The following is a 15,879-nucleotide window of genomic DNA, read 5'->3' on the forward strand; positions in this document are numbered from 1 at the left end:
TAGCATAACTAAAAAAACAGATTCTTCCATCTATTACGGAAAAATCTGTCATTGATTTAATGATTTACAAAAACTCCAACCACGGCTTGCGAATATTATCTTTGCTGGTTTCTCTATATTTTTTAGTTCTTATTTATGATGCTCTTTCAATAGTTCTTCAAACTCAGAGACAGTCATACCCAACTGTTGACTGGCAACTTCAGAAGGCAAAAGACCTTGACGGACTAGATTTAGTAGCATAGACAAACTTCCTTCAACTTTTCCACGCTCCAGTCCCTGTTCAATCCCTTCTGCCCTAGCTTGTTCCAAGGCATAGTCCTGCGCTAACAAGGCTTGTTCTTCTCGCATACGTAGTTGACTAAACATCTTCCTGTCCTCCTCGGACCAGCTCTTGTAGTCCAGCAGTTGGTCTGCCTGGCTGATGGCTCGCTCGGGTTCCTGAGTAAAGGGTTTATTCCCAAAAAACTCCAACCACGGTTTGCGAATGCTATCTTTGCTGGTTTCTCTGTATTTTTTTAGTTCCAAGAACGCCATCTTAACTAAATGGTTTTCCTGACCATTGTTGGTAATGGTTAAAACCTCACCTGTCGTGTCCTCACGCATACTGAAACTGTGAAAGGCTAGGTCATCTGAGAAATAATTACTATCCACAATAGCAATTGCGTATACTGGTGCGATGTGTTTGTAACTCTGGTGAGTGTTTCCTTCTTGTTGACGAATTTTTTCTAGATTTTGATTGACCTGACTGCATAGGTAAGCCCACAGGCGATTGATGAAAAAATTCTGATGATGCACTTGTATTTCGATAATAACCTGGGTGCCGTTGTCTAACTCCGCTAAAACGTCTATACTGGTATAGAAATCCTGCACTGAATAAGGTATGGAGGGTAATACGTGAATATTGCTTCCCTCCAAAATGGTCACATTTTTGGCTGGTAAGTCCAGCATATCGCGAATAAATTGACAAGTGATTTCTGGGTTGCTAAAAATCTTCTTAGCCACTAAATCATTGGTCGGGCTAATGCCCGGATGTCTGAGAATCATTCTTTCTCTCCTTTTATTATAGCACATTTTTACCTCTAGGTTGACTAGATTTAGTGCTTCTATCTATTTATTCGTAAAAAAGCGTAACTTCTCAAAGTAACTTCCCTCTCTCTCCCAAAACTGGAAGTTAGTTTTAGAAGTGACCCAATGAAAATCAAAGAGCAAACTAGGAAACTAGCCGCAGGTTGCTCAAAACACTGTTTTGAGGTTGCAGATAGAACTGACGAAGTCAGTAACATATATATACGGCAAGGCGAAGCTGACGTGGTTTGAAGAGATTTTCGAAGAGTATTACCCTTCTTTCTTGCATTGCTTTTCTAGATATGCTACAGTTGTGATAGCGATTACAAAATAAAAGGAGCATGCTATGAAAAATCCAGCTTTATTAGAAGAAATCAAGACTTATAGAGGACGGGATGAGGTCCCAGAAGACTTTGATGCTTTCTGGGATGAGGAAGTGAAAAAAGTTTCAACTCTTCCAGCCTACCAGTTGGAGGAAAGAAATTTCCACATTCCTCAAGTTAGTTGCTATGAGTTAACGTTTGAAGGAACCAATGAAGGCAAGGTTTATGCACGCGTCGTTCTTCCAAAGAGTGAGGAGAAGGTTCCACTAATCTTCCATTTCCATGGTTATATGGGACGTGGCTGGGACTGGGCCGACATGCTGGCCTTCACCGTGGCTGGTTACGGTGTTGTTTCCATGGATGTGCGGGGGCAGTCGGGTTACTCACAAGACGGCTTGCGTTCTCCTCTAGGAAATACAGTTAAGGGGCATATTATCCGTGGTGCTGTGGAAGGTCGGGATCACCTCTTTTATAAGGATGTTTATCTGGATATTTACCAGTTGGTTGAAATTGTTGCTAGTCTGCCTCAGGTTGATGAGGAGCGTCTTTCTAGCTATGGTGCTTCACAAGGAGGGGCTCTAGCCTTGGTTGCGGCAGCGCTCAATCCTCGGATTCAGAAAACTGTTGCCATCTATCCTTTCTTGTCAGACTTCAGACGAGTGCTTGAGATTGGCAATACCAGTGAAGCTTACGACGAACTTTTCCGTTATTTCAAGTTTCACGACCCCTTCCATGAAACTGAGGAGGAAATCATGTCGACCCTGGACTATATAGATGTGAAAAATCTTGCCCATCGTATCAAGGGTGAGGTTAAGATGATTACGGGCTTGGACGACGATGTTTGCTATCCTATTACCCAATTTGCGATTTACAACCGTCTGACCTGCGATAAAGCCTATCGCATCATGCCTGAGTATGCCCACGAAGCCATGAATGTATTTGTTAATGATCAAGTCTACAACTGGCTGTGTGGTAGTGAGATTCCTTTTAAGTATGTAAAATGATAAATGAGAGAGCCCAGTAGCTCTCTTTTTGTACAGAATCTAGTTAGCAAATATTCTAGTTCATATATACTTTGAAATTCATACTCTTCGAAAATCTCTTCAAACTACGTCAGCTTTATCTGTAATCTCAAAACAGTGTCTTGAGTAGCCTGCGGCTAGCTTCCTAGTTTGCTCTTTGATTTTTATTGAGTATGAGTTTTTTTCTGGGCTGTGGTGTCAAACAATTCATTTTCTATCTAGTTGGGTATAAGCTATTTCAATACATTGGAAAGCGTCTGTGAAATATGTTATAATTTATAAGAAAATATACAGTTTGGCTACAAATGAACATTTATATATAAGTTTATGTATAACTTAGTTTTTCTGATTAGGATAATATCTTATAAAAAACTATATTCCTGGAGATACAGTACTTAAATAGCATTTGTAAAGCAACAAAATAATCTATAGCTATTTTTATTGTAAGAATCAAAGTAGAGAGTGTTATGCTAATGGAAACTGTAATATTTTATTTTTTAGAATATACTTGGATAAATTAACTTTGAAAGTTAAAGTGAGGTAATGCATGTTTGTATGTTTAAAAGGTTTGGGAAAATTTCGTAAATCCAAAGCTTATGGTTTGGTTGGTTGTTTGACACTATCTGCAGTGATTGGATTAGCTGCACCAGACTTACCAGTTATTGGTGGTGGAGTCGTTGCTGCTGATGTTATTCAGGGTGGTAACGATATAAAAGATGTGGATGTTCATAGTAAATCTGCAGAAGGTGTTGCTATGACTTACACCACTTATGATAGCGGAACAAGTGGAAAACAAACGGCTTCTGGTAGTGGTGTCTTTGTAGCGCCAAATGTCATGGTGACAGTAGCTCATAATTACTATGATAAAAATCAAGAAGACAAGTCTGCGGTCTTACGTGGTGGAGAGTCTGCTCGTAGTTATGTTGTGATGAACTCAGAAACAGAGAAGAGTAACAAAGTACCCACATCAGGGGTATCCGAGTCTCTTGAAAAAGACTCTATTCATTTGTATGATGAGAAGAATTTTGGTAAAGAATATGGTAATGACTTAGCGGTAGTAGTTACTAAAAAGCCTGTAGAAGCTATGACGGGAGGTGAGGACTCTCCAAGAGAGTTGAGCGATAAAGAGGTTTCTACTGGTGATGAAATCACTATGGTCGGATATCCCAATGATTTTTCTACTCCAAATTTAAGTAAAGAAAATAAAGCTCGATTGAAAGACGGTAAGGCTTATTCAGTCTCAACAACTGTGAGCAGTATCAATAAAGAGAGTGGTGCAGTCACTTATCATTCCTCAGCTTTAGGAGGTTTTTCAGGTGCTCCTTTGTTTAATGATAAGGGAGAGGTAGTCGGTATCCACCAGCACGGAACAAATACTTCAAACGCTCCTGAGAGTGAGCGTATTGGCGGTGGTACTATCTTTACGGAAAAGCACAGAACTTGGATTCGTTCTATGATTGATAAATATGGTATAAAGGGTTGGTATATAGATGGTGCAAACCGTTACTACTATGATGAAAATCATATAGCTTTAAAAGATGTAGAGTCTGAGATTGACGGTGCTTTGTATAGTTTTGATGAAAAAGGTCGAGCTACTTTAGTAAAAGGTGAAGAAAAAGGTCGTGTTCTACTTCGAGTGGAAGATACTAAAGGAACTCGTTTGATTTCAGATAAGGTTGTTCAGGAAGGTCCTGTTGGAAGTGGCTTGAATTTTCATTTAAGACAAAATCCAGACTTCAAACAGTTAATAGCAACTTCCCCAACAGCTAAAGTGGTATCCTATAACGGAGTGCCAATTAACAAACTAGCAAGTGATACTACTTGGTCTGATGACTATGTCAGTAAGTTAGCTTTAGGTGATACAATTATAAGAGCGGTAGTAGATTCGGTAACTCCTCCATCTACGTCTTCTTCGGATTTTGCAAGAACTGAAGTTGGTAAAGTCGATTTGAGTGGTAAATCGAACTTACCTGTACCTAGTAAAGAGGTGTTACAAGCTCCGAATGGCTCAGAAAATTTCTATGCTACAACGCACATTCAAACGCCAGATGGGTCGGGGTCAGGTACTTTAATTGCACCCAATTTGGTGTTAACAGTCGCTCATAATTTCTTAACAGTTAAAGGTTCTGAGGTAGTTACTAAGTCTGGTCGTACCAATACAGTGTATAAAGCAACTTTACCGAATGGGTTGTCTGTGAATTTTTCAGATGATGATATTGTTTATTGGAATAAGAAAGATTCAGTATTTGGATTTAAAAATGACTTAGCTTTGGTTCGGTTAAAAGAAGCAGTAAAAGGAGTAACTCCTGTAGAGGTTGTAAAACAATCTTCGAAAGTTGCAGAGGGGGATTCAGTTTCGGTCTATGGTTTTCCAGATAACAAGCTAAGTCCAGTTTTAGATAGCAAAGTAGTAGGAACTACAGACTTCGGCTCTGGAATAGAGGGAATTAGCTATGGAGGTACGAAACCTGGAGCGTCTGGTGGTGGTCTTTATAATGACAAAGGTGCTTTAATTGGAGTTCACCAAAATGGTGTTGTAGGAAGCCGCAGTGGAGGTTTAGTTTTATCAAAAGAGCAGCTGGATTGGGTTCGTTCTTATATTGCGGGTCAACCAAAAGATCCTGTCTATGTTGAAGATAAAGAAGTGGAGCCTTCTAAGAAGGATTCGGATAAGGATTTAGCTGGGAAATTAGATCCAAAAAAAGATAGTGGAAAAGAAGATTCTGGTATTTTAGGTACATCTGGTGACTTTGCAGCTCCTACAGTAGATAAGCCAGAGTTTAAAGGTGGAGTTCCTTTCACTGAATCTCCTATACTGGCAATCCCAGAGTATATGGGTGTATTATCAACCTCAGGAGAAGAATCGGCCCCAACAGTTGAACAGCATGACTTTACAGGCGGAGTTAACGGAGACGAATCACTTGTTACAGAAGTTCCAGAGTATAGCGGTGTTCTCTCCACATTAGGTGATTCTCCAGCTCCTACAGTAGCTAAGCCAGAGTTTAAAGGTGGTGTGAATGGGGGTGACTCACTTGTTACAGAAGTTCCAGAGTATAGCGGTGTTCTATCCACATTAGGAGATTCTCCAGCTCCTACAGTAGCTAAGCCAGAGTATATGGGTGATACATTATCAAGCTCAGGAGAAGACTCGGCTCCAACAGTTGAACAGCATGACTTCACAGGCGGAGTTAACGGAGGCGACTCACTTGTTACAGAAGTTCCAGAGTATAGCGGTGTTCTATCCACATTAGGAGACTTTCCAGCTCCTACAGTAGCTAAGCCAGACTTTACAGGAGGAGTTCCTTTCACTGAATCTCCGATACTAGAAATCCCAGAATATATGGGTCCATTATCAACCTCAGGAGAAGGAAGTTCAGTAGTGAAATCTACTGATAAACAAGTAAATAATAAAGACAGTAAGGATGAAGCAGAAACTAAGAACGTTATCACAGGAATTGCTAGTTCACAACGTATTTTAAAAAATGAAACAGGAAGTATTCAAATTCAAGCTTCAGAAGAAGTATTGAAAAATGTGATAGGTATTCAAATGCAAGAAGTTCAAGTTAGTGATTTAAGTTCATTAAACTACAAAGCATTTGATATCAAATTGAAGGACGTAAATGGAAGATATGTTAAACTTGAAGGAAAAGTCCTTGTTACTTTTGCTACAGATCAGTCCGTTGAGAATGTTTATGCTGTAGATCCAGAAGGAAAACTACACACTATTGAATTCGAACAAAAAGATGGAAAGATTATTTTTGAAATTAACAATTCTAGTATTTATGCGATGACTTTCCGACGCTCCATTGACAATCTACCATTTAAAAATCCTACAGAAGATAACAAGGTTGAAGAACTTTCACTGTCATCTAAATTGTTATCTACAAATGAGAACTCAGGATTTAGTCAATCAGAGAATAAAGTAGGTAACAATGAACAGGCTAAGTTACCAGATACAGGTGAGAATAAATCAATAACAACAGTTTTGCTTGGTTTTGTAGGAATGTTCCTTGGAGCAATGATTTCTTATAAGCGAAAAGACAGTTAATTTGTCTTCAGTTGTTCTTTGAACTTTTATGTTAATCTAAAATAAACCAGTCTGGAGTCCTGTAAAAAGATGGGAATTCTAGACTGGTTTTATTGATATAGAAGTTTATAATAAGATTCGTAATTTTGAGTAATAGGTACGGATATTTATGTTATCTGAAACTACTTTCAGAAACAGCTGTTCTATAAAATACTTTTGAAACTGAAATCTATTCTATGACAAAGTATTGAAAGCGCTTAACAAATGGTATATAATGAACTCATAAGAACAAAGAAAAGGAGGAAAGAGGATGCCACAGATTACTAAAGAAGCTTTGATTGCACAAATCAAAGATGGAATCATCGTTTCTTGTCAGGCCCTTCCTCACGAACCGCTCTATACAGAAGCGGGAGGAGTCATTCCATTGCTGGTCAAAGCGGCTGAGCAAGGTGGAGCAGTCGGTATCCGAGCAAATAGTGTTCGCGATATCAAGGAAATCAAGGAGGTTACAAACCTTCCAATCATTGGGATAATAAAACGAGATTATCCACCGCAAGAACCCTTCATCACTGCTACTATGAAAGAAGTTGATGAACTGGCAGAACTGGACATCGAGGTCATTGCTCTGGATTGTACCAAGCGTGAACGCTATGATGGTTTGGAGATTCAAGAGTTCATTCGTCAGGTTAAGGAAAAATATCCTAACCAGCTCTTGATGGCTGATACAAGTACTTTCGAGGAAGGATTGGCAGCCGTTGAAGCAGGAATTGACTTTGTCGGAACAACCTTATCAGGATACACATCTTACAGTCCTAAAGTGGATGGTCCCGATTTTGAATTGATCAAAAAACTCTGTGATGCTGGTGTAGATGTCATTGCAGAAGGAAAAATTCATACACCAGAACAAGCCAAACAAATCCTAGGATATGGAGTGCGAGGTATTGTTGTTGGTGGCGCTATTACTAGACCAAAAGAGATTACAGAACGCTTTGTTGCTGGTCTCAAATAAGATGTAAGGGGGAATTTTATGTTTAAAGTTTTACAAAAAGTTGGAAAAGCTTTTATGTTACCTATAGCTATACTTCCTGCAGCAGGTCTACTTTTGGGGATTGGTGGTGCACTTTCAAACCCAACCACGATAGCAACTTATCCAATACTAGACAATAGTTTTTTTCAATCAATATTCCAAGTAATGAGCTCTGCAGGAGAGGTTGTATTCAGTAATTTATCACTACTTCTCTGTGTGGGATTATGTATTGGCTTAGCGAAACGAGATAAAGGAACCGCTGCGCTAGCAGGAGTAACTGGTTACTTAGTTATGACTGCAACGATTAAAGCTCTGGTAAAACTTTTTATGGCAGAAGGATCTGCAATTGATACTGGAGTTATTGGAGCATTAGTTGTCGGAATAGTTGCCGTATATTTGCACAATCGATATAACAATATTCAATTACCTTCCGCTTTAGGATTCTTTGGGGGTTCACGCTTCGTTCCTATTGTTACATCGTTCTCTTCTATCTTAATTGGCTTTGTCTTCTTTGTTATTTGGCCACCTTTTCAACAACTTCTTGTTTCTACAGGTGGATATATTTCTCAGGCGGGTCCAATTGGAACTTTTCTATATGGATTTTTAATGAGACTTTCTGGAGCAGTAGGCTTACATCATATGATTTACCCTATGTTTTGGTATACTGAACTTGGTGGTGTTGAAACTGTTGCAGGACAAACAGTGGTTGGAGCTCAAAAAATATTTTTTGCTCAATTAGCCGACCCGACTCATTCTGGATTATTTACAGAAGGAACAAGGTTTTTTGCAGGTCGTTTCTCAACAATGATGTTCGGTTTACCGGCTGCCTGTTTAGCGATGTACCATAGTGTTCCTAAAAATCGTCGTAAAAAATACGCGGGTCTGTTTTTTGGAGTTGCTTTAACATCTTTTATTACCGGTATTACAGAACCAATTGAATTTATGTTTCTATTTGTCAGTCCGGTTCTATATGTTGTACACGCATTCCTTGATGGTGTCAGCTTCTTTATTGCAGACGTCTTAAATATTTCAATAGGAAACACATTCTCAGGAGGTGTAATCGATTTTACTTTATTTGGAATTTTGCAGGGGAACGCTAAAACGAATTGGGTTCTTCAGATTCCATTTGGACTTATTTGGAGTGTTCTGTATTATATTGTTTTTAGATGGTTCATTACTCAATTCAACGTTCTAACGCCAGGACGAGGAGAAGAAGTAGATTCTAAAGAAATTTCTGAATCCACAGATTCAACTTCAAATACTGCAGATCATTTAAAACAGGATAGCCTACAAATTATCAGAGCGTTGGGTGGATCAAATAATATAGAAGATGTAGATGCTTGTGTGACACGTTTACGTGTAGCTGTAAAAGAAGTTCATCAAGTTGATAAAGCACTTTTAAAACAAATTGGTGCAGTTGATGTCTTAGAAGTGAAGGGTGGTATTCAAGCAATATATGGAGCAAAAGCAATCTTATATAAAAATAGTATTAATGAAATTTTAGGTGTAGATGATTAATACTCAATGAAAATCAAAGAGCAAACTGGGAAGCTAGGCGCAGGCTATACTTGAGTACGCCAAGGCGAAGCTGGCATGGTTTGAAGAGATTTTCGAAGAGTATAAGTACTTACTGACTTAATAAAAAACAGAGGAGAGTGGTGGATGCATCGGATGAAATGAAAACGCATACAAATACAATCTTACTCATTATCCAATATGGATACGCTTATTACATAGGAGAATACAGATGAAATTTAGAAAATTAGCTTGTACAGTACTTGCGGGTGCTGCGGTTCTTGGTCTTGCTGCTTGTGGCAATTCTGGCGGAAGTAAAGATGCTGCCAAATCAGGTGGTGACGGTGCCAAAACAGAAATCACTTGGTGGGCATTCCCAGTCTTCACTCAAGAAAAAACTGGTGACGGTGTTGGAACATATGAAAAGTCAATCATCGAAGCCTTTGAAAAAGCAAATCCAGATGTAAAAGTGAAATTGGAAACCATCGACTTTAAGTCAGGTCCAGAAAAGATTACTACAGCTATCGAAGCAGGTACAGCTCCAGACGTACTTTTTGACGCACCAGGACGTATCATCCAATATGGTAAAAATGGTAAATTGGCTGACTTGAATGACCTCTTCACAGATGACTTTGTTAAAGATGTCAACAATGAAAACATCGTAAAAGCAAGTAAAGCTGGAGACAAAGCTTATATGTATCCAATCAGTTCAGCACCATTCTACATGGCCATGAACAAGAAAATGTTGGAAGATGCTGGAGTTGCGAACCTTGTAAAAGAAGGTTGGACAACTGATGATTTTGAAAAAGTTTTGAAAGCGCTTAAAGACAAAGGCTACACACCAGGTTCATTGTTCAGTTCTGGTCAAGGGGGAGACCAAGGAACACGTGCCTTCATCTCAAACCTTTACGGAGGTTCTGTAACAGATAAAGATGTAACAAAATATACAACTGATGATCCTAAATTTGTCAAAGGTCTTGAAAAAGCAGCTAGCTGGATCAAAGACGGTTTGTTGAACAATGGTTCACAATTTGACGGTGGAGCAGATATCCAAAACTTTGCCAACGGTCAAACATCTTACACAATCCTTTGGGCGCCAGCTCAAAACGGTATCCAAGCGAAACTCTTGGAAGCAAGTAAAGTAGAAGTGGTAGAAGTACCATTCCCATCAGATTCAGGTAAACCAGCTCTTGAATACCTTGTAAACGGATTTGCAGTATTCAACAACAAAGACGACAAGAAAGTTGCAGCATCTAAGAAATTCGTTCAATTCATCGCGGATGACAAAGAATGGGGTCCAAAAGACGTTGTTCGTACAGGTGCCTTCCCAGTTCGTACTTCATTTGGAAAACTTTATGAAGATAAACGTATGGAAACAATCAGTGGTTGGACTAAATACTACTCACCATACTACAATACAATTGATGGTTTTGCAGAAATGAGAACTCTATGGTTCCCAATGTTGCAATCAGTTTCAAATGGCGATCAAAAACCAGCGGATGCTTTAAAAGCCTTCACTGAAAAAGCTAACGAAACAATTAAAAAAGCTACAAAACAATAAGCACTGAATCAGATTGACTCCTCCCTTTTCCCTGTGCATAATCTATGTAAGAAAAGGGAGGATTTTATTTGAAATATCAGAAACTGTCACGAAATTAAAATGAAGTTCTTACATAAGCGAATCTTAAAAAATTTCATTTTGATTTTAAAACTGTTCAAGAAAATCCAAAATATTCTATTTGTGAAAGAGAGGTGCCGACTGTGAAAGTCAATAAAATTCGTATGCGGGAAACAGTGATTTCCTACGCTTTCTTAGCACCAGTATTATTCTTCTTTGTCATCTTTGTATTGGTTCCTATGATTATGGGATTCATTACAAGTTTCTTTAACTATTCAATGACTAAATTTGAGTTTGTGGGTTTGGACAACTACATTCGTATGTTTAAAGACCCTGTCTTTATGAAGTCTTTGATTAACACAGTTATTTTGGTTGTTGGATCTGTACCGATTGTTGTTCTCTTTTCGCTCTTTGTGGCGTCGCAAACCTACCATCAAAATGCTATTGCCAGATCTTTCTACCGTTTCGTCTTCTTCCTTCCTGTTGTAACAGGTAGTGTTGCCGTAACAGTTGTTTGGAAATGGATTTATGACCCATTATCAGGGATTCTAAACTTTGTCCTTAAGTCAAGCCATATCATCAGCCAGAATATTTCTTGGTTGGGAGATAAACACTGGGCATTACTGGCAATTATGATTATCCTCTTGACAACATCTGTTGGTCAGCCAATTATCCTCTACATAGCTGCTATGGGGAATATTGACAATTCACTGGTTGAAGCGGCTCGTGTAGACGGTGCAACTGAATTTCAAGTTTTCTGGAAGATTAAATGGCCAAGCCTTCTTCCAACAACTCTCTACATCGCAATCATCACAACAATTAACTCATTTCAAGTTTTCGCCTTGATTCAACTATTAACATCTGGTGGGCCAAACTACTCAACAAGTACCTTGATGTACTACCTTTACGAAAAAGCCTTCCAATTGACCGAATACGGGTATGCTAATACCATTGGTGTCTTCTTGGCAGTCATGATTGCTATTGTAAGCTTTGTTCAATTTAAGGCGCTCGGAAATGACGTAGAATATTAAAGAAAGGAGACAGCTATGCAATCTACACAAAAGAAACCTATAACAGCTTTCACTGTTATTTCAACTATTATCTTGCTCTTGTTGACCGTGCTGTTCATCTTTCCATTCTACTGGATTTTGACAGGGGCCTTCAAATCACAACCTGATACCATCGTTATTCCACCACAATGGTTCCCTAAAATGCCAACCATGGAAAACTTCCAACAACTCATGGTGCAAAACCCTGCTATGCAGTGGATGTGGAACTCTGTGTTTATCTCATTGGTAACCATGTTCTTAGTCTGTGCGACCTCATCTCTAGCAGGTTATGTATTGGCTAAAAAACGTTTCTATGGGCAACGTATTCTCTTTGCAATCTTTATTGCTGCTATGGCACTTCCAAAACAAGTTGTCCTTGTACCATTGGTACGTATCGTCAACTTCATGGGAATTCACGATACTCTCTGGGCAGTTATCTTGCCTTTGATTGGATGGCCATTCGGGGTCTTCCTCATGAAACAGTTCAGTGAGAATATTCCTACAGAGTTGCTTGAATCAGCTAAAATCGACGGTTGTGGTGAGATTCGTACCTTCTGGAGCGTAGCCTTCCCAATTGTGAAACCAGGATTTGCAGCACTTGCAATCTTTACCTTCATCAATACATGGAACGACTACTTCATGCAGTTGGTAATGCTGACTTCACGTAATAATTTGACCATTTCACTCGGTGTTGCGACTATGCAGGCTGAAATGGCAACCAACTATGGTTTGATCATGGCAGGTGCCGCTCTTGCAGCAGTTCCAATCGTAACAGTCTTCCTAGTCTTCCAAAAATCCTTCACTCAGGGTATTACTATGGGAGCGGTCAAAGGTTAAGAAAAGTAAACTGGTGTGTCAAGATTGCGGAAGTGGTCTAGACATGCTATGGAAATATAGAGGTTATAAGTGTCTACAAAATGTTGGGTATTTGCTTACCTTAGATATTTTGTTAGACACTTATCAACTTAAGAATGATTTTAGTTAACTATCAGAAACGAAGGAAAGAGTATGATTTTTGACGATTTGAAAAACATCACCTTTTACAAAGGGATTCATCCTAATCTAGACAAGGCTATCGACTATCTCTATCAACATCGTAAAGATTCTTTTGAGTTAGGAAAGTATGAGATTGACGGGGACAAGGTCTTTCTAGTTGTTCAGGAAAATGTCCTCAATCAAGCTGAAAATGATCAATTTGAGCATCATAAGAACTATGCAGACTTGCATTTGCTGGTAGAAGGACATGAATATTTGAGCTACGGTTCACGTATCAAAGACGAGGCAGTAGCATTCGACGAAGCAAGTGACATTGGTTTTGTTCATTGTCATGAAAAATACCCACTCTTGTTGGGTTATCACAATTTTGCGATTTTCTTCCCAGGAGAACCGCACCAGCCGAATGGCTATGCAGGTATGGAAGAGAAGGTTCGTAAATATCTTTTTAAAATTTTGATTGATTAAAAATCAGGAGGAGCAAATATGGCACAAAAAGGAGTAAGCCTTATCAAGGCAGCATTTGATACAGATAACTTTCTCATGCGTTTTAGTGAGAAGGTCTTGGATATCGTGACAGCCAATCTTCTTTTTGTCGTCTCTTGTTTGCCCATCGTGACGATTGGAGTGGCTAAAATTAGCCTCTACGAGACTATGTTTGAGATTAAGAAAAGTAGACGTGTACCTGTCTTTAAAATCTATCTAAGAGCTTTCAAGCAAAATCTGAAACTAGGTCTTCAGTTAGGTCTGCTTGAGTTGGGCATTGTCTCATTAAGCCTTCTAGATCTCTATCTCTTCTGGGGTCAGACAGCTATGCCTTTCCAAATGGTAAAAGCTATCTGTTTAGGAATTCTGATCTTCCTCACTATCGTGATGTTGGCTAGCTATCCAATCGCTGCACGCTATGATTTGACTTGGAAAGAAGTGCTGCAAAAAGGACTTATCTTGGCAAGTTTTAACTTTCCTTGGTTCTTCCTCATGTTAGCTATTCTCTTTCTCATTGTGATGGTTCTTTATCTGTCCGCCTTCAGTTTACTTTTAGGTGGTTCAGCCTTCCTGCTTTTTGGGTTTGGGCTCTTGGTCTTTCTCCAGACTGGATTGATGGAGAAAATTTTCTCAAAATACCAATAGGATGGCTTGTTTCTGAAACTACTTTCAAACCATAAACATTTCAAAATTCATATCGAAACTAAAATCTAAGTGTACACAAGATATTGAAAGCGTTTTTTACAAGGTGTATACTAAACACGTAAAGAATAAAACCTGCTTTTAGCAGAAAAAAAGAAAATTTAGGAGAAAATCTATGTCAGATTTAAAAAAATACGAAGGTGTCATTCCAGCCTTCTACGCATGTTATGATGATCAAGGAGAAGTAAGTCCAGAGCGTACGCGTGCCTTGGTTCAATACTTCATTGATAAAGGTGTTCAAGGTCTTTATGTCAATGGTTCTTCTGGTGAATGTATCTACCAAAGTGTTGAAGACCGCAAGTTAATCTTGGAAGAAGTTATGGCGGTTGCCAAAGGTAAGTTGACTATCATTGCTCACGTTGCTTGCAATAATACCAAAGACAGTATGGAACTGGCTCGCCACGCAGAAAGCTTGGATGTAGATGCTATTGCGACGATTCCACCTATTTATTTCCGCTTACCAGAATACTCAGTTGCTAAGTACTGGAACGATATCAGTTCTGCAGCTCCAAATACAGACTATGTCATCTACAACATTCCTCAATTGGCAGGTGTTGCTTTGACTCCAAGTCTTTATACTGAAATGTTGAAGAATCCTCGTGTTATCGGTGTGAAGAACTCTTCTATGCCAGTTCAAGATATCCAAACTTTTGTGAGCCTTGGTGGAGAAGACCATATCGTCTTTAACGGTCCAGATGAACAGTTCCTAGGTGGCCGTCTCATGGGTGCTAAGGCTGGTATCGGTGGTACTTATGGTGCTATGCCAGAACTATTCTTGAAACTCAACCAATTGATTGCTGATAAAGATTTGGAAACAGCGCGTGAATTGCAGTATGCTATCAACGCTATCATTGGCAAATTGACTGCTGCACATGGAAATATGTATGGTGTCATTAAAGAAGTCTTGAAAATCAATGAAGGACTGAACATTGGTTCTGTTCGTTCACCATTGACACCAGTGACTGAAGAAGATCGTCCAGTTGTAGAAGCAGCTGCAGCCTTGATTCGTGAAACCAAGGAGCGCTTCCTCTAATCCATAAGGAGGTATTTATGACACACTACGTTGCAATTGATATCGGTGGAACCAACATCAAATATGGTTTGATCGACCAAGAAGGCCAACTTGTTGAATCGCATGAAATGCCAACAGAGGCGCATAAGGGTGGACCTCATATCTTACAAAAGACCAAAGATATCGTAGCTAGTTATTTAGAAAAAGGCCCAGTAGCAGGTGTTGCCATTTCTTCTGCAGGGATGGTAGATCCTGACAAGGGTGAAATTTTCTATGCTGGACCTCAAATCCCTAACTATGCAGGCACCCAGTTCAAGAAGGAAATCGAGACTAGCTTTGCGATTCCTTGTGAGATTGAAAATGATGTCAACTGTGCAGGTCTTGCTGAAGCGGTATCTGGTTCAGGTAAGGGAGCGAGTGTCACCCTTTGCCTGACTATTGGAACAGGTATCGGTGGTTGTTTGATTATGGATGGGAAAGTCTTCCATGGATTTAGCAATTCCGCCTGTGAAGTTGGCTATATGCATATGCAGGATGGAGATTTCCAAGACTTGGCCTCTACGACAGCCTTGGTGGAGTATGTAGCGGCAGGTCATGGAGATCCAGTTGATCAGTGGAATGGCCGACGCATCTTTAAGGAAGCCACTGAAGGCAACAAGATTTGTATGGCTGGTATTGACCGTATGGTAGACTATCTAGGGAAAGGTTTGGCAAATATTTGCTACGTTGCCAATCCAGAAGTGGTCATTCTCGGTGGTGGTATCATGGGCCAAGAGGCAATCCTCAAACCTAAAATTCGAAAAGCTTTAAAAGATGCTTTGGTACCAAGCCTAGCTGAAAAAACACGATTAGAATTTGCCCATCACCAAAATACAGCAGGGATGCTTGGTGCTTATTATCATTTTATACTCAATGAAAATCAAAGAGCAAACTAGGAAGTTAGCCGTAGGCAGTACTTGAGTACGACAAGGCGAAGCTGACGTGGTTTGAAGAGATTTTCGAAGAGTATCAAGACAAAACAATCCTAGTTTGGCTCAGCC

Annotated in this window: 12 protein-coding genes; 11 read left to right on the forward strand and 1 reads right to left on the reverse strand. The window is 39.4% G+C overall.

What is annotated here, in order from left to right:
• Nucleotides 1–129 precede the first annotated feature (129 nt).
• Nucleotides 130–1,044 carry an Rpn family recombination-promoting nuclease/putative transposase gene (locus CYK16_RS06090; protein ID WP_049551070.1) on the reverse strand — a complete coding sequence of 305 codons (915 nt, stop codon included), beginning with the start codon at nt 1,042–1,044 and terminating at the stop codon, nt 130–132.
• Between the two features lie 367 nt (nt 1,045–1,411).
• Here CYK16_RS06090 and CYK16_RS06100 point away from each other — a divergent pair, with 367 nt between their 5' ends.
• The 11 genes from CYK16_RS06100 to CYK16_RS06150 all read left to right on the forward strand — a co-directional run bounded on the left by CYK16_RS06100 (nt 1,412) and on the right by CYK16_RS06150 (nt 15,774).
• Nucleotides 1,412–2,392, forward strand: coding sequence for an acetylxylan esterase (locus tag CYK16_RS06100; protein ID WP_060805271.1), 981 nt, complete (start codon nt 1,412–1,414; stop codon nt 2,390–2,392).
• A gap of 565 nt (nt 2,393–2,957) precedes the next feature.
• A complete protein-coding gene (locus tag CYK16_RS06105; RefSeq protein ID WP_101776775.1) occupies nt 2,958–6,458 on the forward strand; it encodes an SIALI-17 repeat-containing surface protein in 3,501 nt (1,166 codons plus the stop codon).
• Between the two features lie 289 nt (nt 6,459–6,747).
• Nucleotides 6,748–7,446, forward strand: a complete 699-nt coding sequence (locus tag CYK16_RS06110) for an N-acetylmannosamine-6-phosphate 2-epimerase (RefSeq protein ID WP_001135679.1) — start codon at nt 6,748–6,750, stop codon at nt 7,444–7,446.
• Between the two features lie 18 nt (nt 7,447–7,464).
• A complete protein-coding gene (locus tag CYK16_RS06115; RefSeq protein WP_000477437.1) occupies nt 7,465–8,982 on the forward strand; it encodes a PTS transporter subunit EIIC in 1,518 nt (505 codons plus the stop codon).
• Between the two features lie 229 nt (nt 8,983–9,211).
• A complete protein-coding gene (locus tag CYK16_RS06120) occupies nt 9,212–10,540 on the forward strand; it encodes an ABC transporter substrate-binding protein (protein ID WP_060805375.1) in 1,329 nt (442 codons plus the stop codon).
• 221 nt (nt 10,541–10,761) lie between these two features.
• The gene (locus CYK16_RS06125) at nt 10,762–11,628 is read left to right on the forward strand and encodes a carbohydrate ABC transporter permease (RefSeq protein ID WP_153193231.1); all 867 of its coding nucleotides are present in this window, start codon (nt 10,762–10,764) and stop codon (nt 11,626–11,628) included.
• Nucleotides 11,629–11,643: 15 nt separating this feature from the next.
• Entirely contained in the window at nt 11,644–12,483 is an 840-nt protein-coding gene (locus tag CYK16_RS06130) for a carbohydrate ABC transporter permease (protein WP_001192117.1), read from the forward strand.
• 171 nt (nt 12,484–12,654) lie between these two features.
• Nucleotides 12,655–13,107, forward strand: a complete 453-nt coding sequence (locus CYK16_RS06135) for a NanQ anomerase/TabA/YiaL family protein (RefSeq protein WP_060805376.1) — start codon at nt 12,655–12,657, stop codon at nt 13,105–13,107.
• Nucleotides 13,108–13,125: 18 nt separating this feature from the next.
• Nucleotides 13,126–13,770 carry a YesL family protein gene (locus tag CYK16_RS06140; protein WP_060805377.1) on the forward strand — a complete coding sequence of 215 codons (645 nt, stop codon included), beginning with the start codon at nt 13,126–13,128 and terminating at the stop codon, nt 13,768–13,770.
• 172 nt (nt 13,771–13,942) lie between these two features.
• Entirely contained in the window at nt 13,943–14,860 is a 918-nt protein-coding gene (locus CYK16_RS06145; RefSeq protein WP_060805378.1) for a dihydrodipicolinate synthase family protein, read from the forward strand.
• Nucleotides 14,861–14,877: 17 nt separating this feature from the next.
• Entirely contained in the window at nt 14,878–15,774 is an 897-nt protein-coding gene (locus tag CYK16_RS06150) for an ROK family protein (RefSeq protein WP_060805379.1), read from the forward strand.
• Nucleotides 15,775–15,879: the final 105 nt, after the last annotated feature.

Source organism: Streptococcus oralis subsp. dentisani, from assembly GCF_002860905.1.
Classification (GTDB): domain Bacteria; phylum Bacillota; class Bacilli; order Lactobacillales; family Streptococcaceae; genus Streptococcus; species Streptococcus oralis_BA.